6 protein-coding genes are annotated in these 17753 nt (G+C 70.0%); all 6 read left to right on the forward strand.

Going from position 1 to position 17753, the window contains the following annotated elements; translation table 11 throughout:
• The first annotated feature begins 7 nt into the window (after positions 1-7).
• From pglW to QH948_RS04210, 6 genes are read left to right on the forward strand one after another with little or no spacing between them, the layout of a single operon-like run.
• The gene (pglW, locus tag QH948_RS04185) at positions 8-4183 is read left to right on the forward strand and encodes a BREX system serine/threonine kinase PglW (protein WP_281145636.1); all 4176 of its coding nucleotides are present in this window, start codon (positions 8-10) and stop codon (positions 4181-4183) included.
• Positions 4180-7782 carry a BREX-2 system adenine-specific DNA-methyltransferase PglX gene (gene pglX, locus QH948_RS04190; RefSeq protein WP_281145637.1) on the forward strand — a complete coding sequence of 1201 codons (3603 nt, stop codon included), beginning with the start codon at positions 4180-4182 and terminating at the stop codon, positions 7780-7782. Before pglW ends, pglX begins: the two co-directional genes overlap by 4 nt.
• On the forward strand, positions 7737-11585 hold the full coding sequence (locus QH948_RS04195) for a DUF6079 family protein (protein ID WP_281145638.1): 3849 nt from the start codon (positions 7737-7739) through the stop codon (positions 11583-11585). Before pglX ends, QH948_RS04195 begins: the two co-directional genes overlap by 46 nt.
• Positions 11576-14206, forward strand: a complete 2631-nt coding sequence (gene pglZ / locus QH948_RS04200) for a BREX-2 system phosphatase PglZ (protein WP_281145639.1) — start codon at positions 11576-11578, stop codon at positions 14204-14206. Before QH948_RS04195 ends, pglZ begins: the two co-directional genes overlap by 10 nt.
• Positions 14206-15525 (forward strand): BREX system ATP-binding protein BrxD, encoded by a 1320-nt coding sequence (brxD, locus tag QH948_RS04205; protein WP_281145640.1) that lies wholly within the window; start codon positions 14206-14208, stop codon positions 15523-15525. The genes pglZ and brxD overlap by 1 nt, the downstream gene beginning before the upstream one ends.
• Positions 15526-15528: 3 nt before the next feature.
• Positions 15529-17595 (forward strand): DEAD/DEAH box helicase, encoded by a 2067-nt coding sequence (locus tag QH948_RS04210; RefSeq protein ID WP_281145641.1) that lies wholly within the window; start codon positions 15529-15531, stop codon positions 17593-17595.
• Positions 17596-17753: the final 158 nt, after the last annotated feature.

A 17753-nucleotide genomic window follows, 5' to 3' on the forward strand; every position in this document is an offset into this window, starting at 1 on the left:
GGCTCTCGTGAAGCCCGATTCCCCGCTCTGGAAGGTCATGGGCCCTGCCGCGTCGCCCGCAGAGCAGGCCGCGCTCGACGCCGTGCGTGCCCTTCTTCCTGACGACGGCATCGCCACGGCCTGGGCCAATCTTACGTTCATCAGCGAGCAGGGGCGCACCGCCGAGGTCGACGTGCTGCTGATGACCCGATACGGCATGTTTCTGGTGGAGCTCAAGGGCTGGCATGGCCAGATCAGGGGCAACGCTGCCCGGTGGGATCACAACGGGCGCAGCGTCGAGAATCCGCGGATACTCGCCGACCGGAAGGCCAAGTGGCTCAAGAGCCTTCTGAAGGACGTGGCACCGAACGATGCCGCCCGCAAGGCTCTTCCGCACATCGAGGCGCTGGTCGTCATGCATGGCGAGGGCAGCACGCTCGAGATCGCCAAGCCTGGCGACGTCGGGGTTCTTACGCTCGACGGATACAACGTGGGTTCGGCGCCGAGGCTGCGCACGTTGTCGCAGCATCTGGCGGAGTCTCCTCGGTGGACCGGGAACCTGATCGACCTGACACGAGCCAGGCAGATTCGAGCCCTGTGTGAGGCGCTGGGCTTTGAGCCGGCACCCAGGGTGCGGATGGTCGGCGACTTCGAGGTTGCCGACGATGCGCCCATCGCGCAGGGCCGCGACTGGCAGGACGTGCTGGTGCAGCTTCCCGCCATGCCGGAGATCAAGCGACGCCTCCGCCTCTACGACGTGCCCGCGAGGGCGTCGAAGGCGGATCGGCAGCGCATCGAGCAGTTGGCGCAGCGCGAGTTCCAGCTCACGCAGGGCCTGCATCACAGCGGCATTGCCGTCCCCATCGACTTCAAGCGCACGGACGACGGCCCAGCGCTGGTGTTCGAGTACGACCCTGTCGAGGTGCCGCTCGACGCCTACATCGCCAGACGGGGCGCGGAGCTCGATCTCGACCAGCGCATCGCGTTGATCATCCGTCTCGGCGAGATCCTGCGGTTCGCCCACCATGTGCACCTGCGCCACCGAGCCCTGTCGCCGAGACACGTGTGGGTCACGCCCATCAGCGGCGAGCTGCCGCATGTGACGATCCGCGACTGGTATCTCGCGCAGCGGAAGAGTTCCACCCGTGACACCACCCGTCTGACGGCGATCAGCGCCGGCATCGACGACCTGCTGGGTGTGGCGGACCTCGACGACTGGATCTGGCTCGCGCCAGAGGCCCGCAATGCGGCTGACGGCATCCCGTCGATTCCGCTCGACGTGTACGGCTTCGGCGCGCTGGCCTACCTGATCCTTGCGGGCAGGGCCCCGGCCGAGACGATCATGGAGTTGGAGCAGCGCCAGTCAGAGGCGGGCGCGCTCGACCCACGGGCCGCGTGGCCCGGCACCCCCGACGGTGTCGCCGACGTCATCGCGCAGGCCACCCGCACCGTCGAGTCGGAGCGGCAGCCCACGATCGACGAGGTGCTGGCCGCCCTGCAGATGGCCAGCGACGAGGCGCGGACGGCGGGCGAGCTTGCCGAGCCGACTCCAGTCGAGGACCCGATCGAGGCGCAGAAGGACGACATCATCGACGACCGGTTCATCGTCACCGGCCGACGCGGCGAGGGTTCGAGTGGCGTGGCGCTCGGTGTGTTCGACACCGAGTCGGCCGACCCGGAGCGTGAGCTGGTGCTGAAGGTGGCCCGCACGGATGCGGCCGGACGTCGACTCGCGAGGGAGGCCGACGCGTTGCGGGCCCTCCGCAACCGTCGGGTGGTGCGTCTGCTGGACGGACCGCTGCAGGTGGGCGAGCGCCGCGCGCTGCTGCTGGGCGACGCGGGTCGGGAGACCCTGGCGGCGCGCCTGGCCAAGGAGGGCCGTGCCACCGTCGGGCAGTTGGAGCAGTACGGCAGCCAGCTGTTGGAGGCGATGATCCACCTGGAGGAGCGCGGCGTCTTCCACCGCGACATCAAGCCGTCGAACCTCGGCATCACCCCCGACCCGGGCACGCGTCGGCCTTCGCTCGTGCTGTTCGACTTCTCGCTTGCGGGGGAGAGCGTCGACAACCTGACCTCGGGGACACCCAGCTATCTCGACCCGTATCTGGGCCGCGGCCGCCGCCTGAAGTACGACCGTGCCGCCGAGTTGTGGGCCGTCTCCACGACCCTCTTTGAGATGGCCTCCGGGCAGCTGCCGTGGTGGGGCGAGGGCGCGGGCCGCCCGATCGATCCCGAAGAGGCTCCGGCCATCGAGCCCGCCATGTTCGAGCCGGTGGTCGCCACGCAGCTCACCGCGCTCTTCCAACGCGCCCTGAACCCCAGGGCCGAGAAGCGTTTCAGCAACGCAGAGTCGTTGGCGGACGCCTGGCAGGGCGTTTTCGTGTCGCTCGACACGCAGGATGAGGGCGCGGCTGGCAGCGACGAGCTGGCCGACGCCGCGACCCTCGAGACCCCCGTGGAGCGCTCGGGGCTGTCGGCGCGTGCGCTGTCTGCGGTCGCGCGACTCGATGCGGCGACGGTCGGCGACCTGCTGGGTGTCGACCCTCGCCGCATCAACTCCATCCGTGGGCTGGGTGAGACGTATCGCAAGGAGATCCAGGGACGCATCAGAGTCTGGCGGAAACGCCTGAGAGCACCCGAGGAGCTCGCGTCCGAACAGCCGATGGGCACCGAGCGGCTCGTCGAGCAGTTGATGGCGAAGCTCTCCGGCGGCGACAAGACGATCATCGAGAGCCTGCTGAGCCTCACCGATGACGGCGTCGCTGGCCAGTGGCCCTCCACCGGGGCCACCGCCCAGGCACTCCGGATGAACAGGCAGCGCGTCGCGCATGCGCTCGACGCCGCGGTCGGGGCGTGGAGCGGCTCGGCCTCCCGGCAGCTCGAGAGTGTGCTGAATGACGCGGCGACCCTGCTCGCACGGAATGGTCGCGTCATGACTGTGACATCGCTGGCCAGCGCTCTGGTGGGGCAGCGGGGCTCGCTGCTGAACGGCGAGGGTCGGTTGCGTCAGGGCGCTGCTTTGCTGCGCGCCGCCTACGAGTTCGATGCCCGCGCGGAGGAGCCGCTGCTGGAGTTGCGTCGGGCCATCGGGCAGCGGCCCGATGTCGTCGCGTTGAAGGACTCGGCCGATCCGGACGGCACCGGCCAGGAGTTCCCGTCCGCGGAAGTGCTGACCGAGGCCGCGTTGGAGCTGGGCCGTCAGGCCGACCAGCTGGTGGCCGGCGGCGTGGTCGTGTCGTCCGCGACGGCCATGGAGGTGCTGGGCGGCATCCTGGAGGCCGACGCAGCCCCGCTCGCGGCGCTGACGAACAGAGGGCTCATCACGTTGGCGGCCGCCGCGTCCACCACGGCTGCGATCTCCGGTTTTGACGAGTTGTATCCGGTGGACCTCGACCCGCAGGAGGCCGTCGAGCGTGCCCTGCGCGGCAAGCCGGGCCGTCGCATCAGCGAGGCGTCGGTGCGGCGCAGCGTCGAGGCACGGTTCCCGCGCGTGCGGCTGCCGGACGCGCATCGTCTGGACGCGCTCGTCGCGAAGGTGCTGCCGGGTGTCGTGAATGTGGCGGGCGTCTACGAGTTGCCTTCCGAGGCGCGCTCGACGGCGCACACATCGACGAGGCTGACGGTGGTCGCCCCGGCCGCGATCTCGGAGACGCGCGTCAGGCTCGCCGAGTCGATCGGTCGCCATGGTGCCTTGACGCTGACGACGCCGCCGAAGCGCTACATGGCCGCGACGAGGGAGTTGGCCGATCAGTTCGGCGTCGAGGTGGTGGATGTCGCTTCTCTGGTGGTGACGGCGACGCGTGAGCTGGCCGCGCAGTTCGGCGCGCAGTGGCCGTTCGTGCTGGGCGTCGACGCCGGGCCGAAGGGCAGCGCCGACTGGATGCAGCTGGAGAGTCTGGTGCAGCGGGCCGTCACCCCGCAGTGGGAGGCGCAGCTAGCCGCCGATCGTCCGCTGCTCATCGTCAACGCGGGTCCGCTGGTGCGCTACGGCATGTCTGCGGTGCTGTCGAGCCTGCTCGATGTCGGCACGCCCCGCCCGGCGGCCCGCTGGCTGCTTGTGGCCAAGCTCGGCAACCATGCCGTCCCGCTGCTGGAGGGTAGGCCCGTGCCGCTCGGGCCCAGCGGCTGGGTGGAGCTTCCCTCCGACCTGGCGACCCTCTCCGATCCCGACCTCAACGGCACTACCTCAGGAGTTCACCCGTGATCGATTCGGCCGCGCTGCTCGCCGACCTCAAGGCCCAGCTGAAGCTCCTCCAGGGGGACCTGCGTGCGCGCGCGGAGGATCCTGGCAACCCGTGGGGCGTGCGGCTGAAGGAGACCTACGCCGAGGCGCTGCGCCGCGAGCGCACCGGCTTCTCCTGGGTGACGTGGCGCGACAACGAGGTGGATCAGGCCGCTGTGGCGTGGATCGTGGCGACAACGTTCCTGCGGTTCTGTGAGGACAACGACCTGCTGGTGGGCGCGAAGGTGGACGGTCTGCCCACCTCGATCGGCTGGATCGCCGGGCCGGGGGACCGCGTGCAGCGCGCCGAGGAGAACCTGACGGCCTATTTCCGCGACAACCCGACGCACAACCGGCGCCACTGGCTGCAGCAGGGCTTCGCCGTGCTGGCGGCGCAGCCCGCGGGCGCCGCGCTGGTGGACGCCCGGCACAACCCGGTGTGGAGCGCCGAGATCAGCCCGGAGTCGGCGACGGCGCTCATCGCGTTCTGGCGTCGAGTGGGCGACGACGGCACCCTGGTGCACGACTTCACCGACCCCGAGCTGGGCACCCGATTCCTCGGCGACCTCTACCAGGACCTTTCGGAGCACGCCAAGAAGACGTTCGCGCTGCTGCAGACGCCCATGTTCGTGGAGGAGTTCATCCTCGACCAGACGCTCACCCCTGCGTTGGCGGAGTTCGGGCCGGACGACCTCAAGCTGATCGACCCGGCCTGCGGCTCGGGGCACTTCCTGCTCGGCGCCTTCGAGCGACTGAACCGGGCCTGGCTCGAGGCCGCCCCGGCGCTCGACGCGAAGGAGCGCGTGCGCCGCGCCATGGCGTCGATCCACGGCGTGGACCTCAACCCGTTCGCCGTCGCGATCGCGCGCTTCCGGCTGACGGTCGCCGGGCTCACGGCTGCGGGTGAGCGGTCGCTGGTGGGCGTGCCGGCGATGGGATTCCGGCTCGCGATCGGTGACTCACTGCTCGGCCCGAGCCGGTCCACGCAGGACAGGCTCGTGGGTGATCAGGATGACGAGTCCGAGGCGCTCACGTTCTCGTACGATACTGAGGACGTCGACGACTACTTCGGCATCCTCGCGCCCGGCCAGTACCACGTGGTGGTGGGCAACCCGCCCTATATCACCGTCAAGGACAAGGCGCTGAACGTGCTGTACCGCGGGACCTACGTCTCGGCCGCGGGGAAGTACGCGCTGTCCGCGCCGTTCATGGAGCTCTTCTTCCGGCTGGCCATCGCGGGTGGGCCGGGCCGCGGCGCTGGCTATGTCGGGCAGATCACGTCCAACTCGTTCATGAAGCGCGAGTTCGGCAGGAAGCTCATCGAGGTCGTCTTCGCCGGTCAGGACCCGGGCCATAGGCGCGAGCGTGTCGCGATCGACCTCACGCAGGTGATCGATACCTCCGGCGCCTACATCCCAGGCCACGGTACCCCCACCGTGATCATCGTGGGTCGGCGACGCAACCCCGTCGGCGACCGCGTGCGCGCTGTGCTGGGCGTCCGCGGCGAGCCCGGCCAGCCCGCCGACCCGGCCAGGGGACTGGTGTGGAGTGAGATCGTCGGGCATCTCGGTGAGCCCGGGTACGACGGCAGCTTCGTGTCGGTGACCGACCTCGACCGCGAGGTGCTGCTCGGCCACCCGTGGTCACTCAGTGGCGGCGGTGCAGTGGACTTGAAGGAGCATCTCGAGAATCTCGCATCGCAAACCTTGGCAGAGACCGGCATCGATGTAGGTATGACGGACCTTACCGGGGAGGACGAGGTATTCATCCTGCCTCGGTATGTGATTTCCAGGCTTTCCTGGCTCGCGAACAGTCCGGCTCTGGTGGAGGGTGAGGGAGTGCGTGACTATCGCGTTTCATCTGCCGACCGCAGCCTGCTTCCCAACACGATGGAGGGGATGCCCATTTCGCTAAATGGGCCAGTGGCGGCGTGGTTCTGGAGGTATCGGACAAAGCTGTCAAACAGACTCTATTTCGGTCAGCGGCCTGTCGAGCGTGGGATGCGTTGGTTCGATCATGCAATGTTCTTCGCTGGTCGCCACGCCACGCCACTGACGATCACCTTCGCCTTCGTCGCCACGCACAACCACTTCGTGCTGGACCGCGGCGGCAAGGTGTTCAAGCAGACCGCGCCGGTGATCAAGCTGCCGGAGGGCGCAACCGAGGACCGGCACCTGGAGCTGCTGGGCGTGCTGAACTCGTCGGCGGCGTGCTTCTGGCTTCACAGCATGTGCTTGGGCAAACCTCTCAAGGGCGAGGAGTGGGAGCGGAGGTACGAGTACGACGCGACGAAGGTGTCAGGCTTTCCACTCCCCGCGAGCCTGCCGCTTGAGCGGGCTCGCAGGCTCGATGCACTCGCCGTGGAACTGAGTGGTCATGTGCCGGCTGCAATCATCGATCGGTGGCAGTCGAACCCAGCTGGCTCTTTGGCCCAAGCGCTGCAGATCGGGCGGGCAGAATCGTTGCGAATCCGAGCGTGCATGGTCTTTGAGCAGGAGGAGTTGGATTGGGAGGTCTATCGCAGATACGGCCTCCTGGACCATGACCTGACCTACCAGGGCTCATTGATCGACGGAGTCGCTCTGGGTGAACGCGCCTTCGAGGTTGACTTGGCCAGGCGCGTCGAGGACGGCATTGAACAGACCAAGTGGTTCGAGCGTCGCGGGTCCAACCCGATCACCGAGCTACCCGAAACCTGGCCCGCGGACTACCGCGACCTGGTGCGGCGACGCCTCGACCTGATAGCTGGCGACCGCAGCATCCGCCTGCTGGAGAAGCCTGAGTTCAAGCGCCGCTGGGCCACCACGACGTGGGAGTCGCAGCGCACGCAGGCGCTGCAGGGCGCGCTGCTCGACCGGCTCGAGGACCCGGCCCTCTGGCGCGACGGCGCCGGCCCCGTCATGCGGTCGGTCGCCGAGCTGGCCGACCTGCTGCGTGCCGACGAACCAGTCAGGGAGCTCGCCCGCGCGCTGACCGGCAGCACCGATCCCGACCTGGCCGCAGTCATCGGCGCGCTCGCTTCCGGCGAGGCCGTGCCGTTCCTGGCCGCCTACCGCCACAAGCCGTCGGGCATCGAGAAGTACCGCGCCTGGCAGGCCGTGTGGGAGCTGCAGCGCCGCGAGGACGCGGGCGAGACCGTGACGATTCCGGTGCCGCCGAAGTACTCCAAGGATGACTTCGTCAAGGACGAGTACTGGAAGGCGCGCGGCAAGCTGGACGTGCCCAAGGAACGCTTCATCGCCTACCCGGGTGTGGCGCGCGAGGGCGACCCGACGCCCGTGCTGGGCTGGGCAGGCTGGGACCACCGCGACCAGGGCCTCGCGCTCGCCCGCGACTACGCGACACAGCAGGCGCTCGCGACAAGCGACGACGCGCTCGTGCCGCTCGTTGCGGGCCTGGTGGAGCTCGAGCCGTGGCTCGAGCAGTGGCACTCCGACATCGACCCGACGTACGGTATGAGCGCCTACGCGGTGGTGCACCAGTTCATCGACGGCCAGCTGGCCGTGATGGGCCAGACGCGTGACCAGGTGACGGCATGGCTGCCGCCACGTCCGACCCGTGGGCGGAGGGCCTCACGATGACCAACCTGCAACTGCCGCTGCGCGACGCGATCGACATCCCCCGACGCGTGCACGACGACGACTTCGTCCTGCAGATCCAGCGCGCGCAGGAGGCCCCCGACCAGACGCTCGACGACTACGTCATCACCGCGTCGATCGCCGGATCGTTCGAGAAGGGCCTCGGCATGGTCGAGGCGGCCCTGGCCAGTGGCACGTCCAAAGGCGCGTTCATCCACGGCTCGTTCGGCTCCGGCAAGTCGCACTACCTCGCCGTCATGCACCTGCTGCTGGCAGGCAACGCGCACGCGCGGGCGCTGCCCGGGCTGCAGGCGCAGGTCGCGGCGCACCAGAGCCTGCTCGGCCGCAAGCTGCTGGCGATCGACTACCACCTCATCGGCGCCGAATCCTTCGATTCGGCGCTTTTCGGCGGCTACCTCAAGACCGTCAAGCAACGGCATCCCGACGCCGCCGCGCCCGTGTTGCACCGCTCCGACGCGCTCTTCGACAACGCCGACCTGCTGCGCGCGCAGCTGGGCGACGACGCGTTCTTCGCCCGGTTCCGGTCCGGCGGGCAGGCGTCGTCGGGCTGGGGCTCGTTCGCCGCGACCCTGACGCCCGCGCTCTACGACGCGGCCCGCGCCAAGCCCGCGGTCGACCCCGACCGGCAGCGCGTCGTCGCCGACCTCGTCGCCACCTACTTCCCGGCTTACGAGAACACCGGCACCTGGCTCGACATCTCCGACGGCCTGCTCGCCATGACCACGCACGCCAAGGGCCTCGGCTACGACGGCATCGTCCTGTTCCTCGACGAACTGGTGCTGTGGCTCGCGAACCACCTGCGCGACACGGCCTTCATCCAGACCGAGACCTCCAAGGTCGCCAAGCTGGTCGAAACCGGCATCGGAGCGCTGCCCATCCCGCTCGTCTCGTTTGTCGCCCGTCAGCGCAACCTGAAGGACTTCCTCGGCGGCGGCGCCGTCGGGGCCGAACAGGTGGCGCTCGACGACTCGTTCCAGTGGTGGGAGGGGCGCTTCGAGAAGATCCCGCTGGCGGCCGCGAACCTGCCGGAGATCGTCCACAAGCGCCTGCTGACCCCCACCAGCGACGACGGCGCGGCCGCGCTCGCCGCCGCCGTCAACCGGGTCAAGGCCAACCCGGTGGCCTTCAGGCACCTGCTTACCGACGAGGCCAACTCGAACGCCGTCGACTTCGCACAGGTCTACCCGTTCACTCCCGCGCTCGTCGACGCGATGATCGCGCTGTCGTCGATCATGCAGCGCGAACGCACCGCGCTGAAGATCATGAGCGAACTGCTCTCTGAGGGCCGCGACGAGCTGACCGTCGGCGACGTCATCCCCGTCGGCGACCTCTTCGACGTCGTGGTGCTCGGCGACGCCGAGCCGCTCACCGACGACATGAAGGACCTGTTCCGCGCCGCCCGCAAGTTCTACACGTCCAAGATGCGGCCCTACCTGCTGGGCCGCCACGGGCTGACCGAGGCCGACGCAAGGAGCCTGCCCCGCACGCACCCGTTCCGACGCGACGACCGGCTCGCCAAGACGCTGCTCGTGGCCGCGATCGCGCCCGGCGCGACGTCGCTGAAGGACCTCACCGCGTCCAAGCTGGCCGCGCTCAACTTCGGCAGCGTCGTCGCGATGATCCCCGGCCAGGAGGCGGGCCAGGTCGTCAGGCTCGCCAAGGACTGGTCCGCGGAGTTCGGCGAGATCACCATCGGCGCGCAGCCCGGGGACCCGGTCATCTCGCTCGCGCTCACGGGCGTCGACTACGACGCGGTGCTCGCAGGCGTGCAGACAGAGGACACCCACGAGAACCGGCGCAGGACTCTGCGCGGGCTGCTGGCCGAACAGCTGGGCGCCACGTCGAGCGGGGCGCTCACCAGCGCCGACTACTCTCTCAGCCACGTGTGGCGGGGGCAGAAGCGCGACGTCGACGTCGTCTTCGGCAACGTGCGCGACGTGCGGGCCATGCCCGACCAGGCGCTGCTCGCCGCCGACGGGCGGTGGAAGCTCGTGGTCGACTTCCCGTTCGACGACGAGGGCAACCCGCCCGCCGACGACGTCGTGCGGCTGGTCGGCCTCCGCGAGGACCGCAGGGAGAGCGACACCATCGCGTGGCTGCCGCACTTCCTGACCTCCGCGCGGATGGACGACATCGGCAAGCTGGTCACGCTCGACTACCTGCTCACCGGGACGCACTTCGACCAGTACTCCACCGTGCTGCCTGTGGCCGACCGCGAGCCCGCGCGTCGGCAGCTAACCAACCAGCGCGACTCGCTCAAACAGCAGATTGTCGCGGCGCTGCGGCAGGCCTACGGTATCGACGCCGCCACCGACGACCACCTGGGCGACCGGGTGCCTGAGGGCAACACGTTCTTCACGCTCGCGCCCGACTACACGCCGCAGAAGCCGTCGGCCGCATCGTTCGGCGAAGCGGTCGTCGCGGTTCTCGGAGGCGCACTCGACGCGCGCTACGCGCGGCACCCCAGGATCGACCGCGGCGGCGACGAGGTGCGACGCGCCGAGTTCACCGCGGTGCTGGACCTGGTGCGCTCTGCCATGAACAAGGGCGGCCGCCTCGACACCATCGACCGGCCCACCGCCAACAGGGTGCGGCGCGTGATCGACGCGTACGGCGTCGGCACGCTCCGAGAGGTGACCTACGTCCTCGCCCCCGAGCACTTCACGTGGCACGACACGTTCACCAAGGCCATCGCACACGACGATGCCACCGTCGCCACCCTGCGCGCCGCACTCGCGGACATCGGGATGACGTCGGACGCGCAGGACCTTCTGGTCCTCGCCTGGGTCGCGCTCACCGACCGGCAGCTGCGGCACTACGGCGGCAGCGTCGGCGTGCCCGGCATCGGCGGGCTCAAGAACGAGTTCACGCTCCTGGAACCCGAACTGCCCACCGGCGACGACTGGCTGTTGGCGCTCGCGCGCGCCAAGGCCCTGTTCGGGCTGGCGGCCGACGAGCACCACCTGTCCAGCGCGGCGGTGCAGCGGGTCGGTGACGCGCTCAACGCCAAGGTCCGAGGCCTCGACCGCGCGGTCTCCGACCTCGTCAGCGAACTGGAGGCCCACGCGGAGGTGCTCGGCCTCAGCGACGTCAGCCCCCGACTCGCCACTGCCCACCGCGGGGCCGACCTAGTTTGGGCGCTCTCGACCGCATCGGATCACGTCGACCGGATCCGCGTGCTCGGCGAGTTCGAACTCGACGACGAGCTGCAGCCGCTAGGCAGGTCGCTGGCCTCCGCCAGTGACGTGGCGGCCCGCCTCAAGGGCGCCAACTGGCAGGTGGTCGACCAGCTGGAGGATCTGGACGGTGACGTGGCAGACCACGCGCTGCGGACGCTGCGGGTCGCGGCAGGGCGGGAAGAGCTGCACGCCGGCCTCGGCGAGGCGTTGAAGGCGGCCGCGGCAGAGGCGACCTCGGTACTCGTCGAACGGCGACCCACCGCGCCGCGCGACTCCGACGGCGCCGCGGCCGCGGCCCGGGCGCAGCGTGAGGCAGAGCAGGAGCGGCTCCGGCGGCAGCAGGAGGATCTGGCGCGCCGACAGCGCGAGGCCGCCGAGCAGGAGGCCAGGCTGCGCGTGGAGCGGGCCGACCTCGAGCGCCAGCGGGAGGAGGCTCGACTCGAGGCCGAGCGGATCAGGCGCGAGGAGGAGGCCCGCATCGGCCAGACGCACGCCGTCGACGTCAGCGACGTGCGCCGGCTGGAAGACCTGCTGCATCAGCTGACAGGGGAGCTGAACCACCCGGTCGACGGCAAGACGCTGAAGGTCTCGTGGCGATGGCAGTGAGCGAGGTGCGCACCGTCGCCGTGTCGCCGGCGATGGTGCAGCAGTGGGCCGTCGACCTGCTGAAGACCGACGCGCAGCTCCTTCTGCTGCGCGCACGCCCCGAGTGGAGCCACGGTGACGCGCGCGTCGGCGACCAGAACGTCCGCGTGCTTCCCGGCGTCTCGCAGCTCGCGGTGCTGGACATCCTGGAGACCCTCGCCGACGACGAACGCGCGGTCGTGCTCACCGACCGGCCCTCCGATGACCTCGGCGATGCCGTCCTCGCCCGCGCCTACCGGCAACAGGTCCAGCTGCCTGACGAATGGCAGGCCGTGCCGAGGCTCTTCGCCGGCACGAGCGTGGTCGGCAGAGACCTGCGGCGCCTCGACTGGGCCGCCACCGCCCTGCTCGACCACCAGCCGCCCGGCGGCTGGCCGCGCTCGCCCGAACCCGTGCTGACTGCGGGGCACGCCGTCGGCTGCCTGCTCGCGCAGGTGCTCGGGCTCGGTCCGACGCCGCAGCTCGACGACGTCACCCTGCTGACCTCGCTGGGCCGCCGGGACGTGCGGGCTGCCTGGGTCGCCGTCGACGATGGTCTGCGCGGGCACCTGATCGGCTGGGCAGAGACGGAGCTCGGCGAGCCCGCGGCACTCGCTCTGCAGATCGCTCAGAGCAATGAACACATCACCCCGCTTGCCGTCGGCCTCGCGCTCGACGTCCTCTGGCCCGAGGACGGGCGCGCACCCACCGAGGCGCAGGCCGCGGCGCGCGTTCGCGTCGAACGGTTCGTCGGCGGCACACCCGTGCCGGTCGACTCGGCCAAGGCCGTCGCCAGGTTCGCCAAGGCCGCCGTGCTGCGGCTGGAAATCGATGACGCCCCCGAACTCGGGATCGCGCTGCAGCAGGCCAAGGCCCTGCTGGGCGACCTCGACTGGGCCATGGGAGCGGAGGAATCGACGATCCTCGCACCCGGCTACCTCGCCCGCGTCCGGGCGCTGGCAGATGCGCTGACGGACGGCGACGACCAGGCGGTCGAGGACGCGCTTGCGCGCGTGGCCGAACACCGCGACGCAGGCACATCGCAGGCACCGACCATGGCCGTGCGGCTGCACCGCTGGCTCGCCACCGACGAAGCACCCACCCCGTCGCTCGGCGCCGACCTGCAGCGGCAACTGAGCGACGGCGCCTGGGTTGACGCCGCCGTCGGCGCAGTGTGGCACGGATCCACCGACCCCGACGTGACGCATGCCTACGGGGAACTCCTGCGCCGGGTGCGGGAGCGTCGGGGCGAGCGCGACCGGATCGCGGCATCGAGGCTCCGGCAGGTCAATGCGCCCGACGTCGAGGGTGCGATCGGAGTCGAACGGCTCCTCGCCGACGTCGTCGCCCCGTGGCGACGTAGGGGCGGCGCCCTGTTGGTGGTGCTCGACGGCATGAGCGGGGCCATCGCGACGTCGCTCGCAGCCGAGGTCGCCAGGCTCGGCCTCATCGAATGGGTGCCCGCAGAGACGCACGGGCGTCAGGGGGTTGTGGCGGCGCTGCCGTCGCTGACCGCCATCTCGCGCACCTCGCTGTTCTGCGGCCAGGTGCAGAGCGGTGCCCTCGACGACGAGAAGCGGGGACTCGCGAAGCGATTCCGGGACGCGCGGCTGTTCCACAAGAACGACCTGCGGTCCCAGGGCGGCGCCGCGCTGCCAGCCGATGTGAGCGAAGCCGTGCAGGACCACGCTGTGCCGGTGGTGGGGGTCGTCATCAACGCGATCGATGACGCGACCCACAAGAACGACACCTCGGCGTGGAACTGGGACCTGAACTCACTTCAGCCACTGCGGGCGCTGCTGGACGCGGCTGCGTCCGCTGGTCGCGCCATCATCCTGACGTCCGACCACGGGCATGTGGTCGAGCGGGGCACAGAGGCGCTCAGCGTCCCCGGCGCCGATTCCCGGTGGAGGTCTGTCGGGACCGACGCCGTCGTCGAGGGGGAGGTGCTGGTGTCCGGAGAACGGGTCGTGGCACCCGGCGACCAGGCCGTGCTGTTGTGGCGCGACGACGCACGCTACGGGCCGCGCCACAGCGGCTACCACGGCGGGGCGAGCCTTGCAGAGTTGACGATCCCCGTGTTGGTGTTCCAGGGCGCGACCGTCACCAATGGCGCCCCCGGTTGGGAGCAGGCCGCCCCGCAGGTGCCGCTGTGGTGGAACGATCCGATCCGGCTGGCAACACCTGTCGAGGCTGTCCCGCGCCAGAAGCCGAAGCCGCAGAGGCCCGCGCCCTCGGGCCCCGACGCGCTGTTCGAGGTCGATGCGCCCTCCGACGCGCCCGTTGCGCAGGTGGGGCTGGTCGAGGCGATGCTCGCGTCCGACACGTTCAGGGAGCAGAAGCGCAGGGCGGGCCGCCACGCGCTCGCCGATGCGAAGACCGCCGCTGTGGTGCGGGCGCTGGTCGAGCGGGGCAACCGGGCGCACCAGGACACGATCGCCGCCGCGGCAGGCATCGCGGCGGGGCAGTTCGGGCAGATCTTCGCGGCCGTCAAACGACTGCTGAACGTCGACGGGTACAGCGTCGTCGAGTTGGACACCGACGGGAAGACGATCCGGTTGGACGAGAAGCTGCTGCGCGAACAGTTTGAGGTGACCACCTGATGGCAGGCCTCAGCCCACGACGGCGCAAGGACATCATCGATGCGTTGCGGCGGGGTACCGTGCCCAGCCAGGGGCTCGACGTGCTGGCCGTCGGTCTCAGGAGGTTCGAGAACGCCATCGATGACGAGTTGAGCAGCGTCGCGGCAGGCGGGGCCGGCTTCAAGGCCGTGCGCGGCGAATACGGCTCCGGCAAGACGTTCTTCTCGCGCTGGCTGACCGAACGTGCCAAGAAGGACGGCTTCGCGACCGCTGAGGTGCAGATCAGCGAGACCGAGACGCCGCTACACAAGCTTGAGACCGTCTACCGACGCATCACCGAGAACCTGTCGACGTCGACGAGCCAATCGGGTGCGCTGCGCGACGTCGTCGACGGGTGGTTCTACATCCTGGACGGCGACGCCGGCGACGGTGCCTCGTCGGGGCCGGACGCGACGCTGGAGCTTCTGCAACGACGTTTGTCGAACGTCTCGAAGGAGGCGCCGGCCTTCGCCGCAGTGCTGCGCCAGTACCGGCTCGCGCAGCAGGCATGTGACACCGCCCAGGCCGACGGGCTGCTGGCGTGGCTCGGCGGGCAGCCGCACGTCGCGGCCTCCGTCAAGCGCGCCGCCGGAGTCCGCGGCGGCCTCGACCACTTCGGCGCACTCGGTTTCCTGCAGGGACTGCTGACCGTGCTGCGCGACTCGGACTACGCCGGACTCGTCGTCGTGCTCGACGAGGTCGAGACGCTGCAGCGGATGCGCAGCGACGTGCGCGAGAAGTCGCTCAACGCGCTGCGGCAACTCATGGACGAGATCGACGGCGGACGCTTCCCGGGGCTCTACCTGGTCCTGACCGGGACGCCCGCGTTCTACGACGGGCAACAGGGCGTGCAGCGGCTCGCGCCGCTCGCGCAGCGGCTCCAGACCGATTTCACGACCGACGCGAGGTTCGACAACCCGCGTGCGACGCAGATCCGGCTGACCGGGTTCACCGCCGACTCGCTGCTCGAACTGGGCAGCCGTGTCCGCGACATCTTCGCCGACGGCGCGGAGGCTCCCGACCGGGTGCGGGCCCTCGTCGACGACGCGTACGTGCGCGACCTCGCGGCCGCGGTCGGGGGAGAGCTCGGCGGCCGCACCGGCGTCGCGCCACGGCTGTTCCTCAAGAAGCTCGTCGCCGACGTGCTCGACCGCGTCGACCAGTTCGAGGACTTCAACCCGCGACGTGATTACCACCTTACGCTCAGCGTCGGTGAACTCACTTCCGTCGAACGTGAGGCACGCGCACGCGGCGACCGCACCCCGGCGGGGAGCGTCGACGACATCGACCTGGACCTGTAGCGGATGGAGGCGGGCACCGGCCTGGATGCGGCCATCGAGTACCACATCGTCAACTCACTCCACTGGCCAGGGCTGCGGCCCTTACAGGCCGCCGCCGTCGAGCCGGTGCGGTCGGGAGCCGACTGTGTGCTGGTCGCGCCCACCGCAGGCGGCAAGACCGAGGCAGCCCTGTTTCCGCTGCTCACGGAGATGGTGCGGGACGGGTGGTCGGGGACGTCCGTGCTGTACGTCACGCCGTTGCGCGCGCTGCTGAACAACCTGCACCCTCGGCTGGGCAGCTATTGCGCGTGGCTCGGCCGCACCGTCGGCCTGTGGCACGGCGATGTCGGGTCGGGGGATCGGCGCCGCATGCTGGGGGAGCCGCCCGATGTCCTGCTGACCACGCCCGAGTCGCTCGAGGCGATGCTCGTGTCGCGCAGCGTCGACCACGCGCGGTTCCTCGGGTCCGTGCGAGCCGTCGTCATCGACGAACTCCACTCATTCGCCGGATCCGACCGTGGCTGGCACCTGCTCGCGGTGCTGGAGCGCATCGAGCGGCTGGCGGGGCATGCGATCCAGCGTGTCGGCCTGTCGGCAACGGTCGGCAACCCGACGACCGTGGGTGCGTGGATGCAGGGGTCGAGCAAGGGCCGCGGGCCGGCGGTCGTCGTGCAGGAGGAGTCCGCGGCTGCGGTCGAGCCGGACATCACGCTCGACTACGTGGGCAGCCTGGACAACGCCGCCACCGTGATCTCGCGGATGCACCGGGGTGAGAAGCGGCTCGTGTTCGCTGAGTCGAGACGCTCCGCAGAGGAACTCGCGTTCCTGCTGCGGCAACGCGACGTACAGACGTACGTGTCGCACTCGTCGCTGTCGGCCGACGAACGGCGACGCAGCGAGCAGGCCTTCGCGGAGGCAAGAGACACCGTCGTGGTGGCCACGTCGACGCTTGAGCTGGGCGTCGATATCGGCGACCTGGACCGCGTCATCCAGCTCGACGCGCCCCGCACCGTCTCGTCGTTCCTGCAACGCCTGGGCCGCACCGGACGTCGCCCCGGCACGAGCCGGAACACGCTCTTCCTCGCGACGAGCCTCGACGGTCTGTTGGACGCTGCGGCCGTCCTGACGCTGTGGAGGAGTGGATTCGTCGAGGATGTCGTCGCGCCGCCACACCCGAGGCACCTTGCCGCGCAGCAGCTTCTCGCGCTGGCGCTGCAGGAGGGCGCGTTCGGCGCGTCGAACTGGCGCCGGTGGTGGGGTGACCTGCCGCTGATGGACGACGGTGACGAGGTGCTCGCCTACCTGTGCCGGGAGGGATTCCTCGTCGACGATTCGGGGCTGCTGATGATCGGCCCGCGCGCCGAGAGGGAGTTCGGGAAACGCAACTTCATGGACCTGCTGTCGACATTCATCGCGGACGTCGAGCTGCGCGTGGTCGCGGGCGTGCGCGAGATCGGCTTCGTGTCACCCTTGGCGCTCCCCGACGCCACGGGCAAGGCGCAGAAGCCAGTCGTGCTGGCGGGACGAGGCTGGTTCATCCAGAGCATCGACTGGGGCCGGTTCACCGTCTGGGTGGAGGAGGTGCCGACCAAGGGCGACGTGAAGTGGCCGTCGGGTGCCGTCACGCAGTCGTTCGAACTGTGCCGGGCAAGGCGCGACGTGCTGCTGGGGGAGACGCCCGACGTGAAGATGTCCAGGCGCGTGCCGGGCGCGCTGGAGCGGGTGCGCGCCGAGCACGAGCATGAGGTGAGCGGCAACGGTCTGGTGTTGGCGCCGGGAACAACGGATGGTCTCAAGCTCTGGACGTGGGCCGGAATCAAGGCCAACGCGACATTGCAGTCGGGCCTCGGCCTCGACTCGACCGGGGTGGACAACGAGAGCATCGCGCTGCCGGAGGGCTTCGAGTTCAGCGACCTGGCGGCCGTCGACACAGGAGCCGTGCCGAGGATCGACGATGGCGCCGTGGCTGGGCTGAAGTTCTCCGCGGCCCTACCGCCGGACCTCGCGCGGCGCACACTGGGAGAACGCCTCGGCGACGCGAGGGGCGCGGAGGCGGTCGTCACAATGCCGGTGGTCGAACTGAGGGCGTGAGTCTGGGCACTTCGGCAGGCTCGGGCATCTCGACAAGGCGACGAACGGAGTGCGCCCAATGCCTCTCCTCGGTCGCGCCCAGAGCCCTCACTCGGCGGGGTGGGGCTCGACCGAAGTCCCAGAGGCCGTCACGACCGCCCGCACGTTAGCCGCAGCAT

This window comes from Tessaracoccus lacteus (genome assembly GCF_029917005.1).
Classification (GTDB): domain Bacteria; phylum Actinomycetota; class Actinomycetes; order Propionibacteriales; family Propionibacteriaceae; genus Arachnia; species Arachnia lactea.

What these genes read in the sequence shown, in the direction of transcription:
- QH948_RS04195 (WP_281145638.1), top strand. Translation starts at nt 7,737, where the DNA reads ATGGCTGCCGCCACGTCCGACCCGTGGGCGGAGGGCCTCACGATGACC.
- QH948_RS04210 (WP_281145641.1), top strand. Translation starts at nt 15,529, where the DNA reads ATGGAGGCGGGCACCGGCCTGGATGCGGCCATCGAGTACCACATCGTC.
- pglZ (WP_281145639.1), top strand. Translation starts at nt 11,576, where the DNA reads ATGGCAGTGAGCGAGGTGCGCACCGTCGCCGTGTCGCCGGCGATGGTG.
- brxD (WP_281145640.1), top strand. Translation starts at nt 14,206, where the DNA reads ATGGCAGGCCTCAGCCCACGACGGCGCAAGGACATCATCGATGCGTTG.